Raw genomic sequence first — 25,243 nt, 5'->3', positions numbered from 1 at the left:
TCACGTCCGCGAGGCAGGGCGCGGGACGCCGTGGAAGACCTATCTCTCGCATCCGCCGGTTTCGTTGCCGCCGCCCGCCGAGGGCGGGTACGGATTCCACCGGCTTCAGCGCCAGGCCCACCGCCTCGCGCAGCTCGCCGTGGAGCGACGGCGGGGACTGCTGATCGCGCAGCACCCGGGTGATTCGGCCGCGCAGCGACGGCTCCTGTCGCAGGGCTGCCCGCAGTTCCGGCACCAGTCGGCCTGCCGCACCCGTCGCTCGTAGCTTCAGCACTCCGGCGCCGGGTCTGCCGGGCCTCCGATCGGTTCGGACTTCCCAGGCGCCGTCGCTGACCAGATGGTGAAAAGGGGTAAGCAGTCGTTGTCCTCTTGGCGGGGCTGTACTCGGCGAGCAGGCGCTTCAGATCCTCTTCCACCGTTCTGTACCGCAACTGCCCGTCAGCATCCTTCTGGAACCGGCCGAGGGCGCACAGGAGCAACAAGGACTTGTGCGGATCCCGTATCCCGTTCCCGGTCCATTGCCTCAGCTGCGCCGTGCGCTCGAGCCAGTCCATGACCGGCGATCGTATCGCCGTCATGGGAAGGTGCAGGCAACGTCGAAGGCCCCCGCAGCAAGCTGCGGGGGCCTTCGACGTACTGCCCGGTGAGGGGCAACTGCGGAGGATACGAGATTCGAACTCGTGAGGGGTTGCCCCCAACACGCTTTCCAAATGTTCGTCCGGGGGTCCTGGGGCGTACGGGAACGTCCTGACCTGTGGTGGAGAAGGTAAGGAAGGGACGCCTGAACAGTGCTGTACGGAGGTGAATGCAACCAGAACTGCAACCAGGCCACGGCCGCTCCGAGGGCGACACGCCACAGGTCTCAACCGTTTGCATACGCCGCAGTCGATCCGGTGGCCAAGCCATGCCCCGAGCAGGGCAGGGCATGTAGCCCCTGAACGGGCGCGGCCTGACGACCTGGCAAAAGTGCATGTAGGGCTAGGTTCGATCGGGCAAGAGCCGTCTTATGCAATGTTGTTGACTATCTGTCAGGGGGCGGATGTCCTCCCATCTGCATTCGCTTGCGCAACCTCAGGTGTTCCTCAAATCGAACATAATCGCTACCAGGAGCACGGTGTGTGCGCTTATGATCACACTGCAAAATTCATTCCGTCACGGGGGGCCACGTGCCGTTACCGGTGGTGGAACGTGTTTTAAGACGGAGGGGGAATATGAACAAGTACCGCAAGATCGCCGCAGCCGCCGCAGGTGCAGGAGTCATCAGCCTGATCGCCATCGCGCCCGCCTTCGCGGAGGGCAGCCGTAGCACTCACATCGGTGGATGGGGGACGGGCAAGGAGTCGAGCCACTGGGAGGACAAGAACCTCGACTCGACCTCAACGTCGGTGAAGTTCTCCGGCTGCAACACCGGTTCGACCCCGAACCGGTTCTCGTATGCTTCGCTTCAGCTGAAGAAGGCGCGCGCCGCCCTCCCTGACCCTGTCGTGAACCGGGACAACAACTACTGCGACACCAGTAGCTTTGGGGACAAGGCCGCCGGGACCTACTACTTCAACTACGCGGGGCTCAACGGCACTGACCAGCCGGGGTACAAGCTCAACGTCTCTAGCGTGACCATCAAGTACTGATTTGCAAGTATTGTGCCCGGGCCCGCATTTGAGCGGGGCCGGGCACAATGCCCTTCTCATCTCGTTCCGCCTGACCACCTGGACGTGCTGTGCCGCTCCGCTTCACTGATTGCTCGTTCGCGTACCGCGCTGGAGTCCCGGTGCTCGACCAGCTGACCCTGGAGTTCCCTTCCGGGTGCACCGTGCTGCTCGGCCCCAACGGGTCTGGCAAGTCGACTCTGTTGTCCCTGGGGGCTTCCGTTCGGTCCCCCGACTCCGGCCGCGTCCAACTGGGTCGTCTGGACAGTGCAGAGAAACGGCACCGGAAGGTGTTCCGTCAGAGGGTGGGGTGGCTGCCGCAGCAGATCAAGTCTGTTCCGTCTCTGACGGTGCGAGAGCAGGCCGCCTACGCGGGCTGGCTGAAGGGGCTGTCGAAGTCCGAGGCGTGGGAGCGTTCCGCCCGGGCCCTGGAGCAGGTCCGCCTGACGGAACTAGCACAGCGGCGCAGCCACGAGTTGTCCGGCGGACAGCTGCGTCGGTTGGGGATCGCGCAGTCCCTGATCCATGAGGCGGACGTCGTCCTGCTCGATGAGCCGACGGCCGGCCTCGACCCTGTGCAGCGCGGAGTCTTCCGAGACCTGCTCGCTGAGCTGTCAGGCTCCGTCAGCTTCGTGGTGTCCACACACCAAACCGAGGACCTGGCGGACGTGTACGACACGGTCATAGTCCTGGACCGGGGACAGAACATGTTCCAGGGCACGGTGGGCGAGTTCTTCGCCCGGGCTCCCGAGGATGTGGCGGTCGAGCGGCGCGCGGAGAGCGCCTACCGCGCCATGGTCCGTGGGGAGGTCTGAGTCATGCGGATCAACACGCTGCTGCGGTCAGGCCCGGCTGCCTGGATCGCACTCATCCTCGTTCCCGTCCTGTTCTGGTTCGGCGCACAGAACACCGACTCTGTGATCGAGTACTGGGAGTCTGCAACCACACAATCCCTGATCGTTCTGGGCTTCGTCAGTGCCGCTTGTGGTGCGTGCGCAGCCTGGGAGGCATCAAGAATTCACCGCGCCGGGGTGGATAGCTGGGCACCGGCCCGCACCGGCCTCCAGATCGCGTGGATGCACCTGGCCCCCGTTGCCGTGCTCGGGGCTCTGGGGCTGCTGGCTTCGCTCCTCGCTATCTCCACCGCGGCTGTAGGGGCACCCGGCTTTCCCAGCCTGGGAGTCCTGGTCACCGCCTACACGGTGGTCCTCTCCCACATCGCGCTCGGCTGGCTCATCGGCCCGTTGATGCCGCGGATGCTGGGAGCGGCCGTCATGCTCATCTTCGGCTACCTCTGGGGGTTCTGGCCGGCCGCTCTGGGGGAAGTACCGTGGCTGCGCCACCTCAACGGCCAGGGTGTCGTGGAGTGCTGCGGACTCAACCAGACCGCCTCTGTGCGCAGTATGGCGGCCACGATCACCTTCTCCGCCGGGCTCGTCGGGGCCGCCGTCCTGGCCGCGGTCTTCGGGACAAAAAAGGGCCGTCACCGTGCCTACGTGCTTTCTTCCGTGGTTGTGGGAACAGCCGTCTCGGTCGGGCTGGCGGTTCCGCTGGAGTTCCAAGGAACGCAGGCTCGGGACCACCATCTCCTGAAGTGCTCCGGTGCCCGACCCGCGGTGTGCGTATGGCCAGAGCAGTACGACCGCCAGAAGACAATCTCCCAGTGGGCCCAGGACGCCACGCGTCGCGTTCGCGCAGTCGGCGTTTCCACCGCACCGCGACTGGAGTTCGGCCAGCCCCGGCCGACGGAAAGTAACGTTCGCTCAGTTGCGGCCACCAGCATCCTTCCCCACGAGCCCCCCGCCTGCGCGATGCAGCCCCAGGCCGATTACCCCGGAGATGCCGCCCAGACCGCGATCTACGCGTGGCTCGCGCTGACGGGCGGCGAACCCAAGGCCGATCTCATGCAGCACTGGGTAGGCGGCGCTGTCACCCTTGCCGAGCACGTACGCATGCTGAGCCCCGCACAGCAGCACGCCTGGTTCGAGCGCAACATGCGCTCCGTCCTGGACTGCGCAGTGAAGCCCGACCTCAACCCCGCGTCCTTCCAAACCTTGCCTGCGGGGCCGTCGTGATCTGGTGGCTGCGTGTCCATATGGCACGTACCTACGGCGCTGTTCTGCTCGCGACCTTTGCTGTTGCTCCCCTGCTCGCGGGGTCCGCCTTGCCCATCCCTTCTCTCCTCGGGGGCCTGGGAAGGGGAATCCCCGTCCCCCTTGCCCTCCCCGTAGTGCCTGCCTGCGTGCTCCTGCACGCGCTGAGCAGGGCGCCGTGGGAGCCCGACGCCGTAGCCGTTCGACCCGTTGCGGCGTATCGGACAGCCGTGGTCGCTGGAACCGCTCTGGTAGCTCTGGTCTTTGGGTTCATCGAGATGCGATGGCTCGACTTCGACCTGGCGCCCGGCGTCGCCCGCAACCTGGTCGGGTACATCGGTGTGGGACTCATCGTGCAGAATTTCTTCGGAGCGAGGTTCGGCCCTCTGGCTGTGGCCTTGGTCCCCGTGGGGTGTGCGCTCGTCGGATTGGGCCCCGGCCAAAGGCCGTACCCGTGGGCTTGGCCATTGCACGAGAGCACCTCGGCACTCTCAGCGATCGTAGCGTTCTGCCTCTTCGCGATCGCGGCCTATCTGAGCACGAAGGCCGCGGGGGAGAAGCGCCACGGACGACAGTCCGACATCTGACGTAGTGGGGGCGGACACGGCTTCTCAGCGGAACGCCGCTGATCGGAACGCATCGCGTTGGGACGTGTACCTGGACGCCGGGTACATCCGGATCCGCAAGAACCGCCTCCGCCCGAGGTACGAGCACGGCTGTGGTGACAAGTGCGGCCGGAAACCGGGTTACTGCCCGGACCGCAGGCAGATCCGCCGGGAGTTCAAAAAGACCAAGTCCCGTGCTGGCCGTCGGACCATCGGTCTCCCGATTCCACTGATCAAACTCCTCCGGAAGCACATGGAAGAGCAGGAACGGGAGCGGAAGACAGCCGGTGACCTGTGGGAGGACAAGGGGTACGTCTTCGCGCAGCAGACCGGCGGGCCGCTCATCCCCAACACCGACTACCACCGGTGGAAGCAGCTTCTGGGAGACGCAGGCGTACGGGACGGGCGCTTGCATGATGCGCGTCACACTGCCGGGACCGTGCTGCTCCTGCTCGGAGTCCCCGATGTGGTGGTGGACGCCATCATGGGATGGGAGCCGGGAGGGTCGGCACGGATGAGGGCTCGGTACATGCATGTCACCGGCCCCATGCTGCAGAACGTCGCGCAACAGGTCGGGGACGCGCTCTGGGGGCCCGCCCCCGAGGTGATCGAAGAGGAGGGATGCGGCCCGAACGAGGGTCCCGCAGCCCCCAACTGAGACGGAAACTGAGACGGAAGACCACGAAGGGCCCCGCTGCTGAGCAGCGGGGCCCTTCGTTTGCCCTGATGGGCGGATGCGGAGGATACGAGATTCGAACTCGTGAGGGGTTGCCCCCAACACGCTTTCCAAGCGTGCGCCCTAGGCCACTAGGCGAATCCTCCGCGGCAAACAATACAAGACGTTGGGGAGTGCTAGCGAACTCGATTCCACCCCGGTAGATCAGCTAGGGTGTGGGTCAGCCCCTCACGTGGCGCTATCTGACTGAACTCCCCCAGGGCCGGAAGGCAGCAAGGGTAGGTTGGCTCTGGCGGGTGCGTGGGGGGCCCCTTTGCGTTCTGCGGCGCCGGTTGTCGGTGGGCCCCGATAACCTCGTACATGTGTCGTCCCTTGCGCTGTACCGCCGCTACCGTCCCGAATCGTTCGCCGAGGTCATCGGGCAGGAGCATGTCACTGCCCCGCTGCAGCAGGCCCTGCGGAACAACCGGGTCAACCACGCGTATCTGTTCAGCGGGCCGCGCGGCTGTGGCAAGACCACCAGTGCGCGGATCCTGGCCCGCTGTCTGAACTGCGAGCAGGGGCCGACACCCACGCCGTGCGGTGAGTGCCAGTCCTGCCAGGACCTCGCGCGCAACGGGCCGGGGTCGATCGATGTCATCGAGATCGACGCGGCCTCGCACGGTGGTGTGGATGACGCCCGTGACCTGCGCGAGAAGGCCTTCTTCGGTCCTGCGGGCAGTCGCTACAAGATCTACATCATCGACGAGGCGCACATGGTCACGTCGGCGGGGTTCAACGCCCTGCTGAAGGTGGTCGAGGAGCCCCCGGAGCACCTCAAGTTCATCTTCGCGACGACCGAGCCCGAGAAGGTCATCGGCACCATCCGGTCGCGTACGCACCACTACCCCTTCCGGCTGGTGCCGCCCGGCACGCTGCGGGACTACCTCGGTGAGGTGTGCGGGCAGGAGGGCGCCCGGGTCGCGGAGGGGGTGCTGCCCCTGGTCGTGCGGGCCGGTGCGGGATCCGTGCGTGACTCCATGTCCGTCATGGACCAGTTGCTGGCGGGCGCGGACGACGACGGTGTGACGTACGCCATGGCCACGGCCCTCCTCGGTTACACGGACGGGACGCTCCTCGACTCCGTCATCGACGCGTTCGCCTCCTCGGACGGCGCCGCCGCCTTCGAGCTGGTCGACCAGGTCATCGAGCGCGGCAATGACCCGCGCAGGTTCGTCGCCGACCTTCTGGAGCGCCTGCGCGACCTGGTGATCCTGGCCGCCGTGCCGGACGCGGGCGAGAAGGGGCTGATCGACGCCCCGGCGGATGTCGTCGCGCGGATGCAGGCGCAGGCCTCCGTCTTCGGCGCGGCCGAGCTGAGCCGCGCGGCGGACCTGGTCAACACCGGGCTCACCGAGATGCGTGGTGCCACGTCCCCGCGGCTCCAGCTCGAACTGATCTGTGCGCGGGTGCTCCTCCCGGCCGCCTTCGACGACGAGCGCTCCCTCCAGGCCCGGCTGGACCGCCTGGAGCGCGGCGGCGCCTTCGTGCCCGGTGGGCAGGGACCCGCCATGGGATACGTCCCGGGGGCCGAGGCGCATCCGGCCATGGCCGCACCGTCCGGGCCTCCCGGACCGGGCGGCGGGACGGTCGCGCCCGGTACCGGGCCTGCTGCCGCCCGTGCCGCGGCCCGCGGGGACAACGGGGGCGCGGATGCGGCGGCCGGTTCCGGCGCGGTGGCCGGTTCCGGTGGCTCCGGTGGAGTGCCCGGTGCGGGTGCCCGTGGCGGGGACGCTCCTGCCGTGCAGCCGGCCGACACGGCACGTCCCCCTGCCGCCCCATCCGGAGCGTCCGCTCAGCCGCCGGCCGCGGCACCGGAACCAGCCACCGCGCAGGCTCCCGCCGCCCGGCAGCCCGGCGCCTGGCCCGGCGCTGCCGCCCCGGCAGCCCAGCCCCAGTCCCCACCTCAGCCCCAGCGCGCAGCGGGCAGCTGGCCCTCCGCCGCTGCGCCCGGGCAGGGGCAGCCCGCGCCTTCGGCCCCTCAGACCGGCGCCGCCGGCCCGTCGTCACCGTCCTCCGCCGCACCCGCGCCCGGTATGGCCCAGGGCGCGGCCCAGGTGCGGAACATGTGGCCGGAGATCCTGGAAGCCGTCAAGAACAAGCGCCGCTTCACCTGGATCCTGCTCAGTCAGAACGCCCAGGTCGCCGGTTTCGACGGGACGACCCTCCAGCTCGGATTCCCCAATTCGGGGGCCCGGGACAACTTCGCGTCCAGCGGCAGTGAGGACGTACTGAAGCAGGTCCTCGCCGACCGGTTCCACGTCCAGTGGAGGGTCGACGCGATCGTCGACCCCTCAGGCGGTACGCAGCCTCCGGGCGGCAGCAACCACCCCGGCCCCGGCGGTTCCTCCCCGGCGCCGCAGCGCCCGGCGCCCCAGACGGGGGGAGGAGGTCCTGCCGCACCCGGCCCGGTCCAGCAGCCGCCCGCCCCCGAGCCACCGCAGCGTCAGCGGCCCCAGGCATTCCGGGAGCCCGAGCCGCCACCACCGGCGGACGGGCCGCCGCCTGTCTCGCTGGAGGACGACACCCCTGAGGACGACGACCCCGACCTGGTCGACTCGGCACTCTCCGGCCACGACCTGATCGTGCGCGAGCTGGGGGCGACCGTGGTCGAGGAGTTCACGAACGAGTAGCCGAGCCGCCGACCGCTGCCCGCGCGTCCGTGGAGGAAGCTACAAACACGTGGGGCGCCCCGTTTCGGCTGCCTGCACAAGGCCCGCGCCTGGGCGGAACCGGTGCGCGGGCTAGGCTTCGCCCCGTGAAGGTCCTTGTCATCGGCGGCGGCGCCCGCGAACACGCCCTGTGCCGCTCTCTTTCCCTCGACCCCGAGGTCACCTCCCTGCACTGTGCCCCCGGTAACGCGGGCATCGCGGAAGTGGCCGAACTGCACGCGGTGGACGCGCTCGACGGCGCGGACGTCGCACGGCTGGCGGTCCGGCTCGAAGCCGGGCTGGTCATCGTCGGCCCCGAGGCGCCCCTGGTCGCGGGTGTCGCCGACGCGGTACGGGGCGAAGGCATCCCGTGCTTCGGTCCGAGCCGGGAAGCGGCTGAGCTGGAGGGCTCCAAGGCCTTCGCCAAGGACGTGATGGCAGCGGCGAACGTCCCCACCGCCCGCGCTTACGTCTGCACCACCCCGGCTGAGATCGACGCGGCGCTCGACGCCTTCGGCGCCCCGTACGTGGTCAAGGACGACGGCCTCGCGGCGGGCAAGGGCGTCGTCGTGACCGAGGACGTCGCGGCGGCCCGCGCCCATGCGCTGGCGTGCGGCCGTGTGGTCATCGAGGAGTTCCTCGACGGCCCGGAGGTCTCGCTCTTCGCCATCTCGGACGGCGTGACCGTCCTGCCGCTCCAGCCCGCACAGGACTTCAAGCGCGCTCTCGACGGCGACGAGGGGCCCAACACCGGCGGCATGGGGGCCTACTCCCCACTGCCCTGGGCCGACCCCAAGCTGGTCGACGAGGTCATGCAGACCGTGCTCCAGCCGACCGTCGACGAGTTGCGCCGCCGGGGTACACCCTTCGCGGGGCTGCTCTACGCGGGCCTCGCGATCACGTCACGGGGGGTGCGCGTCATCGAGTTCAACGCCCGCTTCGGCGACCCGGAGACCCAGGTGGTCCTGGCGAGGCTGAAGACCCCGCTGGCCGGTGTCCTGCTGCACGCGGCCAACGGCACCCTCGACACGGTCCCCCCGCTGAACTGGCGCGACGAGGCCGCCGTGACCGTCGTCATCGCCTCGCACAACTACCCGGACACCCCGCGCACCGGCGACCCCATCGGCGGGCTCGACGAGGTGGCGGCCCAGGATGCGCCCCATGCGTACGTGCTGCACGCCGGCACCCGGTTCGACGGCGGTGCGGTGGTCAGCGCGGGTGGCCGGGTGCTCTCGGTGACCGCGACCGGCGCCGATCTGGGTGAGGCCCGTGAGCGCGCGTACACCGCGCTGGACAGGGTGCGGCTCGACGGGGCGCAGCATCGTACGGACATCGCTGCGAAAGCCGCAGCCATCTGACGGCTTCTCGTCAGCACCTTTACCCAAAGCCATTCCATCGGGTGACGGCTCGCCCATCCGGATGACGCTCGCCGGGTCCCCAACTAGTGTGCGGCGCAGGCGTTCCGGCACTTGGCCCACCGGCATTGCGATGTCAGTGGCGGGTGCCACAGTGGGGGAGTGAGCAAAGCCGTCGCAGGGGCAGAGGGGGGTGACGTCCAGCCGTGTCCGACAACCGTGCGAGTGATGCGCGTGTGAACACGCGTGAGAAGCGGGGTGCGCAGGGCGCACGCGCCCATGCGCTGGCCGTGCTGGGGGTCCGGGGCAGAGCCCTGGCCGTCGCGCTGCTGCCGGCCGCGGTCGCGGTCGTGCTGCTGGCCGGTGGTGCCATGGGCCGCCTCAGTGGCGGAAACTGGGACGTGGCGCGCTGGGTCGTGACCGGATTCGCGCTGGTGGTGCTGGGCGCGGCTGCCGTCGTGGGAGCCGTGATCGTCAGGGCCGGGCCCGCCGTCAGCCCGACGGTGGCGCTCACGGAGGCGTCCGCACCGGATCTGCACCGGATGGTGCGGGAGCTCGCGGACCGGCTCGAAGTGCCCGTGCCGTCGGCGATAGCGCTCACGCCTGACTGCGACAGCTGGCTGGAGGACCGCTCGCACCCCGCCGCGCAGTCCATAACCGGCGGCGGGCCGGGCGCGGTGCGCGGGATGCTGTCGATACGTTCCCGCCGGGTGGCGGACGCCCCCGTGCTGGTCATCGGCTCTCCTTTCCTGTGGTGGATGCGGGTGGCCGAGCTGCGGGCGCTCCTCGCGCCGGTCATCGCCGGTACGGGGCCTTCCGCACACCCCGACATCGCGGCCTCGCGCCGGTTCGTCCGGGGCTTGGACGCAGCGGTCGCCGTCGCGTCCAGGGCCGGTCTCGGCCCGGTGCGTCGCGTCGCGTACGGCTTCATCGGCTGGACCGCGCGGCTGCTGCTGCGCAGTTGTCGCGGTCATGCGGCGGAGATGGAGCGCGGTGTCGCCGCCGCGGCTTCGGACCGCGCACAGGCGGTGGATTACGGGCTGCGGATCGTCGCCCAGGAGCAGGTCGGCCTGGCGTACGCGGGCTGGGACCGGCTGCTGACCCGGGTCGCGCTGCCCGCCTGGCGGATGGGGCGCTGGCCCTCCCGGCTCGACGCCGGGGTGGTCTCCGCGCTCACCGAGCTGTCGCGCAGGGACCGGCTGGCCGAGGGCTTCACCTCCCGGCTGGGTGAGCGGCCGGCCTGTGACCTGCTTGAGGAGCCGGGCGCGGTCGACGCGGCCACCTCGCTCCTCGCGGCCAGGCTCTTCCACGGTGGCCCGGCCGACACCGGCCCCGACTGGTCTCCGGTGGACTGGCAGCAGTATCCGGAAGAGGTTGTCGACCGGAAATGGCGTACGGAGGCGGCCAGGCTGCACCGTGTTCTCGACCAGCTCGTACTCGGCCGGTCCGGCCGCCCCGACGCGCACGGCACGGCCGGGCCGGGCCCGGGTGCGGCCGGAGCGAGCCCCGGCGCGGCGGAAGCCCGCCCCGGCACTGCCCCGCGGCCGGGCCCGCGGGTGGACGGGCCGGGAGACCCCACGCTGGCCCGCGTCCTGGACCATCTCGCGGCCGACGACATGGAGGCGCTGGCGGCTGCCGTCACCGCCGAGGTCGCCCGGGAGGAGAGTGCCGCACCGGCGCCGGTGCCGGGCGGCGCCCTGGAGGGCGAGGAGCTCTGGGACACCGGGGCGATCCCGCTCTTCCCGCTCCAGCCGCCCCGTACCGGGCGTGATCTGCTCGCCGACCATGTCACCGCGATGGTGTGTTGCGCGGCGGTCGACACCGCCGGTGCGGCACCCGGCCTTGACTGGCTGGACGGTCCCGCGCTGCTGGTGGGCGGCGAGCGCAGGGCCGACCTGGGCGGCCATGTGATGACCCTGGTGGAGGACGGGGACGGGGAGCCGTTGCGGGAGTGGCTGACGGCGGTGGGAGTGCGCCCCGAGAAGCCGGTTCGGCTGGTCTGAACGACCCGGCGCTTCCCGGCCCTCGGAGCCCCCTCCCCGGCGGAGCCCCCTCTTCTTGTGCCCTCCCGGTGGGCGCCTCTCCGCCCGGTGTGCCCTCCCGGTGGGGCCTCTCCGCCCGGTGTGCCCTTCCGGTGGGCGCCTCTCCGCTGTGACCTCCCCGCTGGGTCCTCTCGCCGGCGCCCCCCCGGCCTGTCCCGGGACGAGGTGTCCGGGCCGGGGGATACGCAGCCGAACGAGAGTACGAGTACCGGCCGGTGATGCTGGGCCCGGACCGGGGACGCCGTGGCCGGGCCGGATGACGGGCCAGGGCCGGGACGCGCCGACAGGGCCAGGGCCGAAGCGACCATGTCGTGACCGGTGTTGCTCGTGCCGGTCCTCGTATGCCGAGCCATGAGCGCCCGGGATCCGGCCTGGACCATTCAACAAATTGGGCACTGTGCGCTCCAATTCGCGACGAACAGTGACGGAGTGAGTGCCTTATGTGATGTGCTGGGGCCGGTCGCTGACAGTCGGTGCATCACTGTTGTGCCTGAGCGGCCGATGGAAGGGGAGCCGCATGGGGGCGGAGCAGATCCGGCGCTGGGAATCGGGGGCACTCGCGCACGCCGTCTCGGATCCGTTCGGACAGGGCCCACTGCCCTGGCTTCGCGGAAGCGAGAACTACTTCGACGACACCGGCCATGTCGTCCCCTGGTACGCCGACCCGGACGCGGCACACCACCGCTCCGGCGGACCACGCACAGCCGACGACGTGAAGAAGCAGATCAAGGGGTTCGCGTCCACCGGGGCCGCCGCCCCGGGCGAGGCCATCGACTTCCACGTCACGGTCGACCCGCCCCAGCAGTTCTCCGTCGACATCTACCGCATCGGTCACTACGGCGGCGACGGCGCCGCGAAGATCACCACCAGCCCGCGGATCTCCGGAATCGTCCAGCCGGCTCCGCTCACCGCCGACCGCACGGTCTCCTGCCACCACTGGTGGCTCTCCTGGCGGTTGCAGATTCCTTCGTACTGGTCGATCGGCGCCTATGTCGCTGTCCTGACCACCGTCGACGGTTACCGCTCCCACATCCCGTTCACCGTCCGGGACAGCCACCCGGCGGACCTGCTCCTGCTGCTGCCCGACGTGACCTGGCAGGCCTACAACCTCTACCCGGAGGACGGGCACACCGGCGCCAGCCTCTACCACGCGTGGGACGGAGTGGGCCGCCTGCTCGGTGAGGAGGACGCCGCCACCACGGTCTCCTTCGACCGGCCCTATGCGGGCGCCGGCCTGCCCCTGCACGTGGGCCACGCCTACGACTTCATCCGCTGGGCCGAGCGGTACGGATACGACCTCGCCTACGCCGATGCCCGCGACCTGCACGCCGGGCGCATCGACCCCACCCGCTACCGCGGTCTGGTCTTCCCCGGTCACGACGAGTACTGGTCGGTGCCCATGCGGCGTACGACGGAGATCGCCCGCGAACACGGCACCTCCCTCGTCTTCCTCTCGGCCAACACCATGTACTGGCAGGTGGACCTCGCCCCCTCGCCGTCCGGTGTCGCGGACCGGCTCCTCACCTGCCGCAAGCGCCGCGGCCCCGGAAAGCCGACGCTCTGGCGCGAGATCGACCGGCCGGAACAGCAGCTGCTCGGCATCCAGTACGCAGGGCGGGTCCCCGAACCGAGTCCGCTGGTCGTGCGTAATGCCGGGCACTGGCTCTGGGACGCGACCGGCGCGGGCGAGGGCGACGAGCTCGCCGGACTGGTCGCGGGCGAGGCGGACCGCTACTTCCCGCGTACCGCGCTCCCGCAGCACGAGAGCCGGATCCTGCTCGCACACTCGCCGTACGAGGACAGCGAGGGGGTCGTGCGGCACCAGGAGACATCCCTGTACCGCGCCCCGTCCGGCTCGCTCGTCTTCGCGTCGGGCACGTTCGCCTGGTCACCCGCGCTGGACCGTCCCGGGCACGTCGATTCCCGGATCCAGCGGGCGACAGCCAATCTCCTCGACCGCATCTGCAAGCGCGACTGACCGGCGGGCCGACCCGTCCGCCGCCCCCGGGCGACCCTGGGGCGGCCCGCACGCAGCGCATACGGGAGAATCGACTCCGACCCCACCGCTTGGACAGAACCACGGGGAGGAACCGTGTCCGGATTCGTAGAAAAGCCCGAGCCGCTTCAGGTGCCGGGCCTGGTACACCTGCACACCGGCAAGGTGCGCGATCTGTACCAGAACGAGGCGGGCGACCTCGTGATGGTCGCCAGCGACCGTATGTCGGCGTACGACTGGGTGCTGCCCACCGAGATCCCCGACAAGGGCCGGGTGCTGACCCAGCTGTCGCTCTGGTGGTTCGACCAGCTCGCCGATCTCGTACCGCACCACGTCCTCTCCACGGACCTGCCGGCAGGCGCCCCCGCCGACTGGGCGGGCCGCACCCTGATCTGCAGGTCACTGCGGATGGTCCCGGTGGAGTGCGTGGCCCGCGGCTACCTCACCGGCTCGGGTCTGGTGGAGTACGAGGCGCACCGCACTGTCTGCGGTCTCGCGCTGCCGGAGGGGCTGACCGACGGTTCCGAGCTCCCCGCGCCGATCTTCACGCCTGCCACCAAGGCGGCCGTCGGTGATCACGACGAGAACGTGAGCTACGAGGAGGTCGCGCGCCAGACGGGCGCGGAGACCGCCGCCGATCTGCGCCGTACGACCCTCGATGTGTACGAGCGGGCCCGGGGTATCGCGCGCGAACGGGGCATCATCCTCGCCGACACGAAGTTCGAGTTCGGTTACGACGGTGACCGACTGGTCATCGCCGACGAGGTGTTGACTCCGGACTCGTCCCGCTTCTGGCCCGCGGCCGAGTGGGAGCCGGGGCATGCGCAGCCCTCGTACGACAAGCAGTTCGTGCGGGACTGGCTGACCTCGGACGCTTCCGGCTGGGACCGCAAGGGTGAACTGCCGCCGCCCGAGCTCCCGCAGGAGATCGTGGACGCGACCCGCGCCAAGTACGTGGAGGCGTACGAGCTGCTGACCGGGACCCCCTGGTCGTAGCCGCCCGCGGCCGTCTCGCCGATCGTCACCCCTCGCGGAGGCCTGCACGGCCGCGCGAGGGATGACGTGACAGCCCGGCCGGCCTGTGCGCACGGAGAAGCCCGAGTACAGAGAAGCCCGCGCACGGAGAAGCCCCCGGCCGGAATCCGGCCGGGGGCTTCTCTTTCCTGCTGCTGAGCGGACGACCAGGTTCGAACTGGCGACCTCAACCTTGGCAAGGTTGCGCTCTACCAACTGAGCTACGTCCGCATGCGCCGTGGCGCGGGCACCACTATACCCAACCTCGCTCCCGTGCGAGACGCACCGCGGTATGACGGTTCTCCGCTCCCAGCTTCGAGGCGGCCGACGACAGATAGTTGCGGACGGTGCCCTGCGACAGGGAGGCGCGGCCGGCGATCTCCGCGATCGGTGCGCCGTCTGCCGCCAGCTCCAGCACCTCCACCTCCCGGGCCGTGAGCGGAGAGTCACCCGCGGAGATCGCGTCGGCGGCCAACTCCGGGTCCACATAACGGCCTCCGGCCCGAACCGTCCGGATGATCTCCGCAAGCCGCTGGGCGGAGACCGTCTTCGGAACGAACCCCTTGACCCCTGCGGAGAGCGCCCGCTTGAGGTGCCCCGGGCGCCCGTGGCTGGTGACGATCATGCAGCGGCACCCTGGGAGTGCGGACCGCAGCGATGTGGCCACGCTCACACCATCGGCCCCCGGCATCTGCAGGTCGAGCACCGCGACATCGGGCCGGTGCGCCCGCGCCATGGCGAGAGCTTCGGGCCCGGACGCTGCCTCGGCCACGACCACCAGATCGTCCTCCAGCCCGAGCAGCGCGGCGAGCGCCCCACGGATGAGGTGCTCGTCGTCCGCGAGCAGCACACGTATGGGCGCGGAGGGCGGCGTGACAACCGGCCCGGGAGCCGGCGGTGTGAGGGGCGCCGGTACCGAAGGGGAGCCGGCGGTGCCGGGTGCGGGGTCCGGTCCGGGCCTGGGGGCCGCTGCCGCTGCCGGGGGACAGGGTGCCGGCGACGGCTCGGTCCTGTCGTTCACGTCGTTGCTCCTTCGGTCGGCTCGGAGGCCGGGGTGCGGGCCGGGGCGTGGGCCGGGGCGCGGGTGGCGCCGGCGCGAGAAGGGGCCGCCGACCGGCCCGGCCCGCCGGTCAGCGGGACCTCCGCGGTCAGCCGGAACCTCCCGCCGGTGGCCGGGCCGGCCGTCAGCGTCCCGTCCACAGCGGTCAGCCGCTCCCGCAGCCCGGCGAGACCCGTCCCCGCGGGGGCGCCGCTTCTGTTCTCTTCGGCTGCCCCGTCGTTCTCGACGGTCAGCGTCACGGTCGATACCGATCCGGCCACCGCGATGGTGCAGCGCCGGGCATCTCCATGGCGCAGCACATTGGTGGCCGCTTCCCGGACGACCCAGCCGAGCGCCGACTGCACATCCGCGGGGAGCCCCTCCGGTGGCCCGGTGACGCCGCACTCGATGCCGGCCGCTTCCAACACGCCCTGTGCTCCGCCCAGTTCCGTGGCGAGGTCCGCTCCCCGGTATCCCCGCACCACCTCACGCACCTCCCGCTGCGCTTCATGCGCCATGCGCTGCACCTCGGTCATCTGTGCCACGGCCTCGGGCCGCCCCCGCCGGGCCAGCTGCACCGCCAGCTCGCTCTTCAGCGCGATCACGGCGAGATTCCGCCCCATCACGTCGTGCAGATCGCGCCCGAACCGCAGGCGTTCCTCCGCGACCGCCAGCCGTGCCTCCACGTCCTTGGCCTCGTGCAGCTTCCACATCACCCTCAGGTGCCATGCCGAACAGCGGGTGGTGATGGCGTACCACGCGGGCCCGCCCACCATTCCGGCCAGGCAGGCCCCGATGAGCCGCCGGTCCCCGCCGAGCAGGGCCAGCGTCCCGCACATGGGGACCAGGGCGCCCAGCTGTACCAGGGCAGTAGTCCGCTTCCGCACGATCAGGCTGTGCGCCATCGTGAACGGCGCCACAGCGGCGCACGGCAGCGCCGCCAGCCCAGGGAAGTGCCGCAGCCCGACACCTGCCGAGAGCACGAGAACGGACGCCAGATCCGTGGTCATCAGTACGGCCCCGAAGGCGACCAGCCGCCGGGGGAGCCTGGCCCGGCCCAGATACTCGGTCAGGCCCCCGGCGAGCAGTGAGGTACAGAACACGCCCTGAGCGACGGCGAGCAGACAGGATCCGGCGATCAGCGCTGCGGGCGCCCCCGAGTGACGGACCGGCCGCGTCACGCTGAACATCACCTGCAGGGCGACGGCCAGCCACAGCAGTGCGTATATGGCCCCCCGCGAGTAGAGATCGGCCTGGGCGAATCCGCCCCGCTTGCGCCATCCCCGCAGCCACTGCATCACGCCCCCCTGAATCCTGTGCCGGCCGGACTTCGGCCCACCCTGAAGCCTCCGGCCGTGGTCAGCGCCGGGGCTCCCAGCGGAACCACCGGCGTACAGCAAACACCGAGAGCGCGGTCCAGGCCACCGTCGTGAGTACATGCCCCACGACGCCGTACACGGACATCGATCCCGTCCAGGCGCCCCGCACCAGCTCCACGACAGGGGTGAGCGGCAGCAGCTCGCACACCGATGCCAGCCGGTCGGGATAGATCTCCAGCGGCACGAACACACCTGAACCCGCCATCGTCACCAGCATCAGCGGGATGATCGTGAGCTGGGCGCCCTCCGCGGACTTGGTGACGCCCGCGGTGGCCGCCCCCAGCGCGGTCAGCATCACGATCCCCAGCGCGAGACCCAGGAACAGCAGGAGCGGCGCCGGCGGCAGCCCCATGTCGAAGACCACCGCACATCCGACCGTCAGGATCGCGCACTGCACCAGCGCGATGATCACGGAGGGCAGCGACGCTCCGGCGAGGATCTCCGCGTCCCGGGCTTCTCCCGTACGCAGCCGCTTGAGCACCAGTTGTTCGCGGCGGACCACCAGTACACCGACCGCGCCGTTGTAGAGAGCGAAGAGCAGGCCGAACCCGATGGCGCCGGGCAGCAGCACCACACCGGCCGACAAGCCCGCCTTGTCCAGGGTGTCCTGGTCCGTCGTCGCCGAGATCACAAAGGTCATCGAGAGGGGCAGCACCAGCATGGTGAAGAGCGAGGCCTTGCTGCGGCCCAGCAGCGTCAGCTCGGCACGTGCCAGCGCGGCCATCCGGCCCGCGCTGAACGTTCGCACCCCCTCTCCGGCCCGCGCCCGGCCCTGCCTCCCGCCCTTCTTCCCGCCCTTCTTCCGGTCGGTTCCCTCGTGTGCGGCCTTTTCGGCGACCGCCACAGCCCCAGCAGCCATGACGCGCGCTCCTGTGCCCCGCTCCCCCGTGGTGCTCACCGCGTGACCTCCTGCTTCTGTGCGATACCGAGAAATGCCTCTTCGAGCGAGGCCGACCGGACATCGAGCCCCCGCAGCTCGATGTCCATCTCCCGCGCCCACAGCAGGAGTTCGGTGGCGGACCGCTGCAGTGCGTCCGTCCGCAACCGGACGACCCCCGCGGTGCGGACGTAACTCCCCAACGGGGGCAGATCGCCGACCGCGATCTCCTCGGGCAGGGAGAAGGAGATCTGAGAGGGCTGTGCGGACACCACCTCGTCCACCCGGCCCTCGGCCGCTATGCGCCCCTCGTGCAGGATCGCCAGCCGGTCGGCCAGCACTTCGGCCTCCTCCAGATAGTGCGTGGTCAGCAGGACCGTCGTGCCGCCGTCACGCAGCCCCCTCACCAACTCCCAGGTCTCCCGGCGCCCTTCGGCGTCGAGGCCGGTCGTCGGCTCGTCGAGAAAGAGGACCTCGGGCCTGCCCAGGAGTGCCATCGCCAGGTCCAGCCGCCGCTTCTCCCCGCCGGACAGCTGCTTCACCCGTATGGCAGAACGCCCGCCGAGCCCCACCATCTCCAGGGCCTCGCCGACCGGCCGTGCCCTGCTGGTGCAGCCCGCCCACATCCGGACCGTCTCGGCCACCGTCAGATCGGGCGGGAAACCGCCCTCCTGGAGCATTACCCCTGTCCGCGGCCGGATGGCGGCGCGCTCGCGGTACGGATCGTGCCCGAGCACGCGCACCCGGCCACCGCTCGGCGGGGCGAGGCCCTCCAGGAGCTCGACCGTGGAGGTCTTGCCCGCGCCGTTCGTCCCCAGCAGCGCGAAGAGCTCCCCGGCTGCCACGGAGAAGGAGATACCGGCCACCGCCTCGTACCCACCGGCGTAGCTGCGCCGCAGGTCTGCGACCTCAATCACATCTGTCATGCATCCAGGCTGCCCCCGTCCCCGGCTCCAGCCCGATGACATATGTCATCAGAGTGGGGACACGGAGAAGCCCCCGGTCGAATTCCGACCGGGGGCTTCTCTTTCCTGCTGCTGAGCGGACGACCAGGTTCGAACTGGCGACCTCAACCTTGGCAAGGTTGCGCTCTACCAACTGAGCTACGTCCGCAGATTGCACCCGACCGGCTTTCACCGGGCGGTGCGAGCACTACTCTACCCGACAGTCCGAGTGGACCGGTCCGGAGAGTGATGCAGAGCGGGTGACAGGAATTGCACACTGCGCCTTCCCCCTGGAAGGGGGATGTTCTACTACTGAACTACACCCGCACGCTGCTTCGAACGGGGCCTTTCGGCCTCGCCCTTCGGCGTGCTCCAGACTCTAGCCGACCAGCAGGGGTGGAATGCAAGTCGGGCGGTCCCGGGGGGAGTCGGCCCCGGCCGCCGGCCACCCCGGAGCGGGTCAGCCCGCCGCGTTGAACGCCTCGTAGACCTTCTTGGGGATGCGGCCCCTGGCCGGCACCTCCATCTTGTTGGACCGGGCCCAGGCGCGGACCGCCGCAGGATCCGGGGCCACCGAGGTGTGCCGGTAGGCCTTGCCGGACTTCGACTGCTTTCGGGCCACCTCCAGGAAGGGGGCCAGCGACTTGCGCAGTTTCTTTGCATTGGCGGTATTGAGGTCGATCTCGTACGACTTCCCGTCGAGACCGAAGGTGACCGTTTCCGCCGCTTCTCCGCCGTCGATGTCGTCGGAGAGCGTGACCACTACTCGCTGAGCCACGGACTTCGGTCCTTTCCTTCGACATCACTGCGCCTGCGCGGTGTCACGCGGGCGTGCCGCCGTGCTGACGTGCTGTGATGTCGGCCTTGCGGCTGATTTTGAGTTACGCCAATTCCTTTGTACAGCGGAAGGCGTCGCATTGTGAAGCCCACCCAATTACATGCGCGTGTCCGAGTGCAATCCGCTAGGCGGATTTTTTCGAGGATTTTCCTTCGGTGTTGTCCCGGCCGATATCTGAACGTGATCGGGCCGGTCTGATATCTACCCGCGTAGATTCTCTGGACAGGTAGTCTGACAGGACCGCCTTCGCACCACACACCGGGAGTGCCAGTGGCACGCGTCGTAGTCGACGTCATGCTCAAGCCGGAGATCCTCGACCCGCAGGGACAGGCGGTGCAGCGTGCACTGCCCCGTCTCGGCTTCGAGGGAATCGCCGACGTACGTCAGGGAAAGCGTTTCGAGCTGGAGGTCGACGGGCCGGTTGATGACGCCGCCCTCGCCCGTATCAACGAGCTCGCCGAGACGTTCCTCGCCAACACCGTCATCGAGAACTTCACCGTGAAGGTGGAGGAAGAGAAGTGACAGCTCGTATCGGAGTCGTCACCTTTCCGGGCACGCTCGACGACCGGGACGCTCTGCGCGCCGTGCGCGTCGCGGGTGCCGAACCGGTTTCGCTCTGGCATCGCGACAAGGACATCCAGCAGGTCGACGCCGTCGTCCTCGCGGGTGGTTTCTCGTACGGCGACTATTTGCGGGCCGGCGCCATCTCCCGCTTCTCGCCGGTGATGGGGACGATCATCGAGCAGGCGAAGGCCGGTCTCCCGGTCCTCGGTATCTGCAACGGTTTCCAGATCCTGACCGAGTCGCATTTGCTGCCGGGCGCGATGCTCCGGAACAACCATCTCCACTTCATCTGCCGCGATCAGAAGCTGCGCGTCGAGAACGCGGAGACCGCCTGGACCGCCGACTACACCGCCGGCCAGGAGATCTCCGTACCCCTCAAGAACATCGACGGCCGCTACGTGGCCGACGAGCGGGTGCTCGACGAGCTGGAGGCCGAGGGCCGGGTCGCCTTCCGGTACCTCGACGGCAATCCGAACGGTTCGCTCCGTGACATCGCCGGCATCACCAACGCCGCCGGCAACGTGGTCGGCCTGATGCCGCACCCCGAGCACGCCGTGGAGCCGCTGATCGGTACGGGGCGCACCGACGGCCTCGGATTCTTCTCCTCGATCCTGAAGAAGCTGGTCAACGCATGACGACTGCACAGAACGAGAGCGCCGCCAAGGGCCGCCTCGACACCGTCGAGCACGCCGCGGCGACCCCCGGGGCCGAGCAGCCCTGGAAGGAACTCGGCCTCAAGGAGGACGAGTACGCGCAGATCCGCGAGATCCTCGGCCGCCGTCCGACCGGCGCCGAGCTCGCGATGTACTCCGTGATGTGGTCCGAGCACTGCTCGTACAAGAGCAGCAAGGTCCACCTCAAGCAGTTCGGCGAGAAGGTCCCGGACAACGACGCGATGCTCGTCGGCATCGGTGAGAACGCCGGTGTCGTGGACGTCGGCCAGGGGTACGCGGTCACCTTCAAGGTCGAGTCGCACAACCACCCCTCGTACATCGAGCCCTACCAGGGCGCGGCGACCGGCGTCGGCGGCATCGTCCGCGACATCCTCGCCATGGGCGCCCGCCCGGTCGCGGTCGTCGACCCGCTCAGGTTCGGCGCCGCGGACCACCCCGACACCAGGCGCGTCCTGCCGGGCGTCGTCGCCGGCATCGGCGGTTACGGCAACTGCCTGGGGCTGCCGAACATCGGCGGCGAGGTCGTCTTCGACCCCTGTTACCAGGGCAATCCGCTGGTCAACGCGGGCTGTATCGGTGTGATGAAGCACGAGGACATCCACCTTGCGCAGGCTTCGGGCGCCGGCAACAAGGTCATCCTGTACGGCGCCCGCACCGGCGGCGACGGCATCGGCGGCGTCTCCGTGCTGGCGTCCGAGACCTTCGAGTCCACCGGCCCCGCGAAGCGCCCTGCCGTCCAGGTCGGCGACCCCTTCCAGGAGAAGCTCCTCATCGAGTGCACCCTGGAGATCTTCAAGGAGAAGCTGGTCGCGGGCATCCAGGACCTCGGCGGCGCCGGGCTCTCCTGTGCCACCTCCGAACTGGCGAGCGCCGGTTCCGGTGGGATGCGGGTGGAGCTGGACACCGTCCCGCTGCGCGACTCCTCGCTCTCGCCGGAGGAGATCCTCATGAGCGAGTCGCAGGAGCGCATGTGCGCGATCGTCGAGCCGCAGCACGTCGCGCGGTTCATGGAGATCTGCGAGAAGTGGGATGTCATCGCCACCGACATCGGTGAGGTGACCGAGGGCTCACAGCTGGAGATCTTCTGGCACGGCGAGCAGATCGTGGACGTGCCGCCGCGTTCGGTCGCCCACGAGGGCCCCACGTACAACCGGCCCTACGCACGCCCCGACTGGCAGGACGCCCTCCAGGCGGACGACGCCGGCAAGCTTCCCCGCCCGGCCACCGCGGCCGAGCTGCGGGAGCAGGTCCTGAAGCTCGTCGCGTCGCCGAACCAGGCGTCGAAGGCGTGGATCACCGACCAGTACGACCGTTTCGTGCAGGGCAACACGGTGCTCGCGATGCCCGAGGACGCGGGCATGGTCCGGATCGACGAGGAGTCGAATCTGGGCGTGACCATGGCGACCGACGGCAACGGCAGGTTCGCGAAGCTGGACCCGTACACGGGTGCGCAGCTGGCGCTGGCCGAGGCGTACCGCAACGTCGCCACCACCGGTGCGAAGCCGCTCGCCATCTCCGACTGCCTGAACTTCGGTTCGCCCGAGGACCCGGCCGTCATGTGGCAGTTCGCCGAGGCCACCCGCGGGCTCGCGGACGGCTGCCTGGAGCTGGGGACGCCGGTCACCGGCGGCAATGTGTCGCTGTACAACCAGACGGGCGACGCGGCCATCCACCCGACGCCGGTCGTGGCGGTCCTGGGCGTGATCGACGACGTCAACCGCCGTACGCCGATGGCGTTCGCGGAGGAGGGCCAGCTGCTCTACCTGCTCGGGGACACCCGTGAGGAGTTCGGCGGCTCGGCGTGGTCCCAGGTGGTCCATGACCACCTCGGCGGTCTGCCGCCCCGGGTCGACCTGGGGCGCGAGAAGCTGCTCGCGGAGATCCTGATCGCGGCGTCCCGCGACGGCATGATCGACGCGGCGCACGACCTCTCCGACGGCGGCCTGATCCAGGCGGTGACCGAGTCCTGCCTGCGCGGCGGGAAGGGGGCGCGGCTGGTCGTCCCCGACGGTCTGTCCGCCTTCACCTTCCTCTTCTCGGAGTCGGCGGGGCGCGCGGTCGTCTCGATCCCGCGCAGCGAGGAGCTCCGCTTCAACGACATGTGCGGGGCGCGGGGCCTGCCCGTCACCCGCATCGGTGTGGTGGACGGTACGGAGATCGAGGTGCAGGGCGAGTTCAGCATCGCGCTGGGCGAGCTGAAGGACGCTCACGAGGCCACGCTCCCGGCGCTGTTCGCCTGAACCGTGACACGGGCGGTGGCCGCCCCGGTGAGGTGATCCCGGACGAGTGACAGGCCGGCCCTCAGGCTCCATCGGGGGCCTGAGGGCCGTTCCTGTCTCCGCGGGCCGTCGAAGGGCCGGAGCCACTACGGCCCGGATCCGTCTGCTCCTGCGTCAACCGACCGCCGTGAGGCCGTCGGGGACGGCCGGGACGGGCAGCAGGAGTGCCTCCCGGGCGTCCCCCGCTGCTGGTAGTGCCGGCCGCCCGGCCCTGCGGGCGCGGGCGGCCGTACCGGGGCGTCTGCTGCCCGGATCAGTAGCCCGCGACCGCCTTCGGGTCGGGGCCGTGGGAGTTGCTCTGGTGCTCGCCCTCGATGACGAGGAAGACGAGCAGCACGATCCAGCCCACGAGCGGGACGAGGGCGATGAAGATCCAACCCCCCGACCTGCCGGTGTCGTGCAGGCGGCGCACGGTCACGGCGAGGGTGGGCAGCAGGACGGCGAGGCTGTAGATGCCGCTGAGCCAGTTGCTGTCGAGCACTGCCGCGGAGATGATCGCCAGCACGATGCTGATGATGACGCTGAACAGCGTGAACATCCAGTACTCCTGGCGGCGTGCACGCCCGCTGAAGCCCACGTAGTTCTTGATTACGTCGAGATACCAGTTCACTTCGGTCCCCCCAAAGTCATGCCGAACGGCCCGTCACGATTGCCGGGCCGGACGGTAGAACGTATGTGGCTTGAAGTGGACGGGTCAAGGTATGTCGGGCGACGCACGGGTGACCGGACGCGGACGGACACGTTCCGGGGGTTCCGCGGCCATGCCCCGGGGGGTTCGGCGGCCGCACTGTCGGACCCGCCCTCTACGCTCCCTCTCATGCCCCCGTCCCAGAAGCGCGCCCGCCGCTACGACTTCGCCACGACCCGCACCGCGGTGCTGGCCCAGTGCGAGTACGTCAGGAACGCGGTGCGCTCCCTCGCACCCGGCCAGCTCGCTCTGCCCACCCGGCTCGGGGACTGGACCGTGCGTGAGCTGGCCGCGCATCTCGCCATGGCCGTCGGGAGCGTCAGCCGTTTCCTCGACGAGGAGGCCCCGGCCGTCCAGGAACTGACGCTGCTGGAATGGCCGTTCGCCACAGCCCCGGTCGCGGACCGTATCTCCGAGGACGTGCGGGCGCTCGCCGCCGCCTCCGACCCGGTGGAGCTGCTCGACCGGGCGGTCGCCGCGCTCGCCGAGCGGCTGCCCGGCGCCGACGGTGAGCGGCTGCTCGCCACCCGCGTCGGGGCCATGCGGCTCGCCGACTATCTGGTGTCGCGCTGTGTGGAGCTGGTGGTCCACACGGACGATCTGAACGCGGCGGTGGGTCTGGAGATCCCGTACGACCCCAAGGCCCTGGCCGCCTGCACCCGCCTCCTCGCGGACGCCCTCGCGGCCAGAGCCCCCGGCGCTTCGACGGAGGTGCGGATCCCGCCCTACGCCGTCGTGCAGTGCGTCGAGGGCCCCCGCCACACCCGCGGCACTCCGCCGAACGTCGTGGAGACCGACCCCCTCAGCTGGATCCGGCTGGCCACCGGGCGCACGCAGTGGCAGCAGGCGGTGGACGGCGCCCTGGTCGTGGCAGGCGGTGAGCGGGCCGATCTCTCGCACCTGCTCCCCTTGATGGGCTGACGGGCCGCCCCCTCCGGCCCATCACGAGGGGAAGCGGCACCCGGCCGGGGAACCGGACACCCCACTCGTCCCGTCCAACCGCCATGCACACGCAACGCACCGCCGTCGCCGCCCTGGCCCTCTTCACACTGGCCGCCTGCGGCACGGACAAAGGATCAGCGTCGAGCACCCCGGCAGAGCCGGATGTCCCCCTCACCGGGACCGGCTGGACCGTCGACAGTGTCTCGGCCGGCGGCACCGTGCGGAAGGCTCCGGCCGGTGCCGGCATCGCATTCGAGAAGGGACGGGTGAGCGGCTCGTCCGGCTGCAACCACTTCAGCGCCCCGGCCACCGTCAAGGACGACACCCTCACCGTCGGAGCCGCCACCAGCACGCTGATCGGCTGCCCGAAGAACCTCCAGTGGTACGAGACCGCCCTGCACAAGACCCTCACCGGCAAGCTCGCCGTCCGTCTCAGCGGCGGAAAGCTCACTCTGCGTACAGGCAAGGGAGACTCCGTGACGCTCACCCGCAAGCCCGCGGAACAGCCTGCTCCGCTCACCGGCACCGCATGGAAGGTGGACGCGCTCGTCGACGGAGCGAGCATCTCCACGCTGCCGCGGGGCACCGCGGGCACGGCGCACCTGACCTTCGGCAAGGACGGTTCCGTGCGCGGGAACCTCGGCTGCAACAGGGTCAGCGGTATGGCGAAGGTCACGGATGGCACCGTCACCTTCGGGCGTCTCACCACCACGCGCATGATGTGCAAGGCGCCCGCGATGACGCTGGAGAGGAAGCTGCTCACGGTGCTGCACGGGCCTGTGCGCTACGGAATCGAGCACCGCGTCCTCACGCTCACGGCCGCCGACGGGACCGGAATCCGCGCCACCGCATAGCACCGCGTATCGGTCAGGACCGGCGCCGGCGCCGATCCCCAATTCGGA

General features: G+C 70.0%; 20 protein-coding genes, 4 tRNA genes, 1 other RNA gene and 2 pseudogenes. 16 read left to right on the top strand and 11 right to left on the bottom strand.

What is annotated here, in order from left to right; translation table 11 throughout:
• Positions 1-34 precede the first annotated feature (34 nt).
• A pseudogene (locus OG917_RS16590) lies at positions 35-554 on the bottom strand (phosphorothioated DNA-binding restriction endonuclease); the annotation flags it as partial.
• A gap of 657 nt (positions 555-1,211) precedes the next feature.
• Here OG917_RS16590 and OG917_RS16585 point away from each other — a divergent pair.
• From OG917_RS16585 to OG917_RS16565, 5 genes and pseudogenes are all read left to right on the top strand, one after another.
• Complete coding sequence (locus OG917_RS16585) at positions 1,212-1,628, top strand: hypothetical protein (protein WP_328318366.1); 417 nt, start codon at positions 1,212-1,214, stop codon at positions 1,626-1,628.
• 89 nt (positions 1,629-1,717) lie between these two features.
• Entirely contained in the window at positions 1,718-2,461 is a 744-nt protein-coding gene (locus OG917_RS16580; RefSeq protein ID WP_328318365.1) for an ATP-binding cassette domain-containing protein, read from the top strand.
• A 3-nt stretch (positions 2,462-2,464) separates the two neighbouring features.
• On the top strand, positions 2,465-3,721 hold the full coding sequence (locus OG917_RS16575) for a DUF7224 domain-containing protein (protein WP_328318364.1): 1,257 nt from the start codon (positions 2,465-2,467) through the stop codon (positions 3,719-3,721).
• A gap of 20 nt (positions 3,722-3,741) precedes the next feature.
• Entirely contained in the window at positions 3,742-4,326 is a 585-nt protein-coding gene (locus OG917_RS16570) for a hypothetical protein (RefSeq protein ID WP_328318363.1), read from the top strand.
• 55 nt (positions 4,327-4,381) lie between these two features.
• Positions 4,382-5,002 (top strand): annotated as a pseudogene (locus OG917_RS16565) (tyrosine-type recombinase/integrase); the annotation flags it as partial.
• A 79-nt stretch (positions 5,003-5,081) separates the two neighbouring features.
• Here the strand turns inward: OG917_RS16565 and OG917_RS16560 are convergent.
• A tRNA-Ser gene (locus OG917_RS16560) sits at positions 5,082-5,166 on the bottom strand.
• Positions 5,167-5,240: 74 nt separating this feature from the next.
• Here OG917_RS16560 and ffs point away from each other — a divergent pair.
• The 6 genes from ffs (at position 5,241) to OG917_RS16530 (ending at position 14,099) form a co-directional block, all read left to right on the top strand.
• Positions 5,241-5,335, top strand: an RNA gene (gene ffs, locus OG917_RS16555) — signal recognition particle sRNA small type.
• Positions 5,336-5,382: 47 nt separating this feature from the next.
• A complete protein-coding gene (locus tag OG917_RS16550) occupies positions 5,383-7,692 on the top strand; it encodes a DNA polymerase III subunit gamma and tau (RefSeq protein ID WP_328318362.1) in 2,310 nt (769 codons plus the stop codon).
• 125 nt (positions 7,693-7,817) lie between these two features.
• Positions 7,818-9,068: a phosphoribosylamine--glycine ligase gene (purD, locus tag OG917_RS16545; RefSeq protein WP_328318361.1), complete on the top strand. Its 1,251-nt coding sequence runs from the start codon at positions 7,818-7,820 to the stop codon at positions 9,066-9,068.
• Between the two features lie 233 nt (positions 9,069-9,301).
• Positions 9,302-11,068 carry a hypothetical protein gene (locus OG917_RS16540; protein WP_328318360.1) on the top strand — a complete coding sequence of 589 codons (1,767 nt, stop codon included), beginning with the start codon at positions 9,302-9,304 and terminating at the stop codon, positions 11,066-11,068.
• Positions 11,069-11,624: 556 nt separating this feature from the next.
• Positions 11,625-13,085, top strand: a complete 1,461-nt coding sequence (locus OG917_RS16535; protein WP_328318359.1) for a N,N-dimethylformamidase beta subunit family domain-containing protein — start codon at positions 11,625-11,627, stop codon at positions 13,083-13,085.
• Between the two features lie 114 nt (positions 13,086-13,199).
• Positions 13,200-14,099 carry a phosphoribosylaminoimidazolesuccinocarboxamide synthase gene (locus OG917_RS16530; RefSeq protein WP_328318358.1) on the top strand — a complete coding sequence of 300 codons (900 nt, stop codon included), beginning with the start codon at positions 13,200-13,202 and terminating at the stop codon, positions 14,097-14,099.
• Positions 14,100-14,275: 176 nt separating this feature from the next.
• Here OG917_RS16530 and OG917_RS16525 read toward each other — a convergent pair.
• From OG917_RS16525 to OG917_RS16490, 8 genes are all read right to left on the bottom strand, one after another.
• Positions 14,276-14,348 (bottom strand) — tRNA-Gly (locus tag OG917_RS16525).
• 22 nt (positions 14,349-14,370) lie between these two features.
• Positions 14,371-14,973, bottom strand: a complete 603-nt coding sequence (locus OG917_RS16520; RefSeq protein ID WP_328321952.1) for a response regulator transcription factor — start codon at positions 14,971-14,973, stop codon at positions 14,371-14,373.
• Between the two features lie 161 nt (positions 14,974-15,134).
• Positions 15,135-16,454 (bottom strand): sensor histidine kinase, encoded by a 1,320-nt coding sequence (locus OG917_RS16515; RefSeq protein WP_328318357.1) that lies wholly within the window; start codon positions 16,452-16,454, stop codon positions 15,135-15,137.
• A gap of 61 nt (positions 16,455-16,515) precedes the next feature.
• Positions 16,516-17,259: an ABC transporter permease gene (locus OG917_RS16510; RefSeq protein WP_328321950.1), complete on the bottom strand. Its 744-nt coding sequence runs from the start codon at positions 17,257-17,259 to the stop codon at positions 16,516-16,518.
• A 170-nt stretch (positions 17,260-17,429) separates the two neighbouring features.
• Complete coding sequence (locus OG917_RS16505; protein WP_328318356.1) at positions 17,430-18,338, bottom strand: ABC transporter ATP-binding protein; 909 nt, start codon at positions 18,336-18,338, stop codon at positions 17,430-17,432.
• A 114-nt stretch (positions 18,339-18,452) separates the two neighbouring features.
• Positions 18,453-18,525: transfer RNA gene (locus tag OG917_RS16500), tRNA-Gly, on the bottom strand.
• An 86-nt stretch (positions 18,526-18,611) separates the two neighbouring features.
• Positions 18,612-18,683, bottom strand: a tRNA-Gly gene (locus OG917_RS16495).
• A gap of 133 nt (positions 18,684-18,816) precedes the next feature.
• Positions 18,817-19,134 (bottom strand): histone-like nucleoid-structuring protein Lsr2, encoded by a 318-nt coding sequence (locus tag OG917_RS16490; RefSeq protein ID WP_328318355.1) that lies wholly within the window; start codon positions 19,132-19,134, stop codon positions 18,817-18,819.
• A 330-nt stretch (positions 19,135-19,464) separates the two neighbouring features.
• Between OG917_RS16490 and purS the strand changes: the two genes are divergently transcribed.
• The 3 genes from purS to purL are packed head-to-tail and all read left to right on the top strand — an operon-like array spanning position 19,465 to position 22,672.
• Positions 19,465-19,716, top strand: a complete 252-nt coding sequence (gene purS / locus OG917_RS16485; protein WP_328318354.1) for a phosphoribosylformylglycinamidine synthase subunit PurS — start codon at positions 19,465-19,467, stop codon at positions 19,714-19,716.
• Positions 19,713-20,393 (top strand): phosphoribosylformylglycinamidine synthase subunit PurQ, encoded by a 681-nt coding sequence (gene purQ / locus OG917_RS16480; protein ID WP_328318353.1) that lies wholly within the window; start codon positions 19,713-19,715, stop codon positions 20,391-20,393. The genes purS and purQ overlap by 4 nt, the downstream gene beginning before the upstream one ends.
• A complete protein-coding gene (purL, locus tag OG917_RS16475) occupies positions 20,390-22,672 on the top strand; it encodes a phosphoribosylformylglycinamidine synthase subunit PurL (protein WP_328318352.1) in 2,283 nt (760 codons plus the stop codon). Before purQ ends, purL begins: the two co-directional genes overlap by 4 nt.
• A 292-nt stretch (positions 22,673-22,964) precedes the next feature.
• On the opposite strand, the gene OG917_RS16470 is transcribed toward purL, so the two are convergent.
• On the bottom strand, positions 22,965-23,321 hold the full coding sequence (locus OG917_RS16470) for a DUF805 domain-containing protein (RefSeq protein WP_328318351.1): 357 nt from the start codon (positions 23,319-23,321) through the stop codon (positions 22,965-22,967).
• A gap of 207 nt (positions 23,322-23,528) precedes the next feature.
• Between OG917_RS16470 and OG917_RS16465 the strand changes: the two genes are divergently transcribed.
• Both OG917_RS16465 and OG917_RS16460 read left to right on the top strand, forming a co-directional pair.
• Positions 23,529-24,320: a maleylpyruvate isomerase family mycothiol-dependent enzyme gene (locus OG917_RS16465; RefSeq protein ID WP_328318350.1), complete on the top strand. Its 792-nt coding sequence runs from the start codon at positions 23,529-23,531 to the stop codon at positions 24,318-24,320.
• A gap of 83 nt (positions 24,321-24,403) precedes the next feature.
• Positions 24,404-25,195, top strand: a complete 792-nt coding sequence (locus tag OG917_RS16460; protein ID WP_328318349.1) for an META domain-containing protein — start codon at positions 24,404-24,406, stop codon at positions 25,193-25,195.
• Positions 25,196-25,243: the final 48 nt, after the last annotated feature.

Origin of the sequence: Streptomyces sp. NBC_00388 (assembly GCF_036061255.1) — a bacterium.
GTDB lineage: Bacteria > Actinomycetota > Actinomycetes > Streptomycetales > Streptomycetaceae > Streptomyces.
The sequence above is the reverse complement of the archived record's forward strand: the minus strand, read 5'-3'. Positions and strand labels throughout refer to the sequence as shown.

What these genes read in the sequence shown, in the direction of transcription:
- OG917_RS16585 (WP_328318366.1), top strand. Translation starts at nt 1,212, where the DNA reads ATGAACAAGTACCGCAAGATCGCCGCAGCCGCCGCAGGTGCAGGAGTC.
- OG917_RS16575 (WP_328318364.1), top strand. Translation starts at nt 2,465, where the DNA reads ATGCGGATCAACACGCTGCTGCGGTCAGGCCCGGCTGCCTGGATCGCA.
- OG917_RS16570 (WP_328318363.1), top strand. Translation starts at nt 3,742, where the DNA reads ATGGCACGTACCTACGGCGCTGTTCTGCTCGCGACCTTTGCTGTTGCT.
- OG917_RS16535 (WP_328318359.1), top strand. Translation starts at nt 11,625, where the DNA reads ATGGGGGCGGAGCAGATCCGGCGCTGGGAATCGGGGGCACTCGCGCAC.
- OG917_RS16515 (WP_328318357.1), bottom strand. Translation starts at nt 16,454, where the DNA reads ATGCAGTGGCTGCGGGGATGGCGCAAGCGGGGCGGATTCGCCCAGGCC.
- OG917_RS16510 (WP_328321950.1), bottom strand. Translation starts at nt 17,259, where the DNA reads ATGGCCGCGCTGGCACGTGCCGAGCTGACGCTGCTGGGCCGCAGCAAG.
- OG917_RS16505 (WP_328318356.1), bottom strand. Translation starts at nt 18,338, where the DNA reads ATGACAGATGTGATTGAGGTCGCAGACCTGCGGCGCAGCTACGCCGGT.
- purL (WP_328318352.1), top strand. Translation starts at nt 20,390, where the DNA reads ATGACGACTGCACAGAACGAGAGCGCCGCCAAGGGCCGCCTCGACACC.
- OG917_RS16465 (WP_328318350.1), top strand. Translation starts at nt 23,529, where the DNA reads ATGCCCCCGTCCCAGAAGCGCGCCCGCCGCTACGACTTCGCCACGACC.
- OG917_RS16460 (WP_328318349.1), top strand. Translation starts at nt 24,404, where the DNA reads ATGCACACGCAACGCACCGCCGTCGCCGCCCTGGCCCTCTTCACACTG.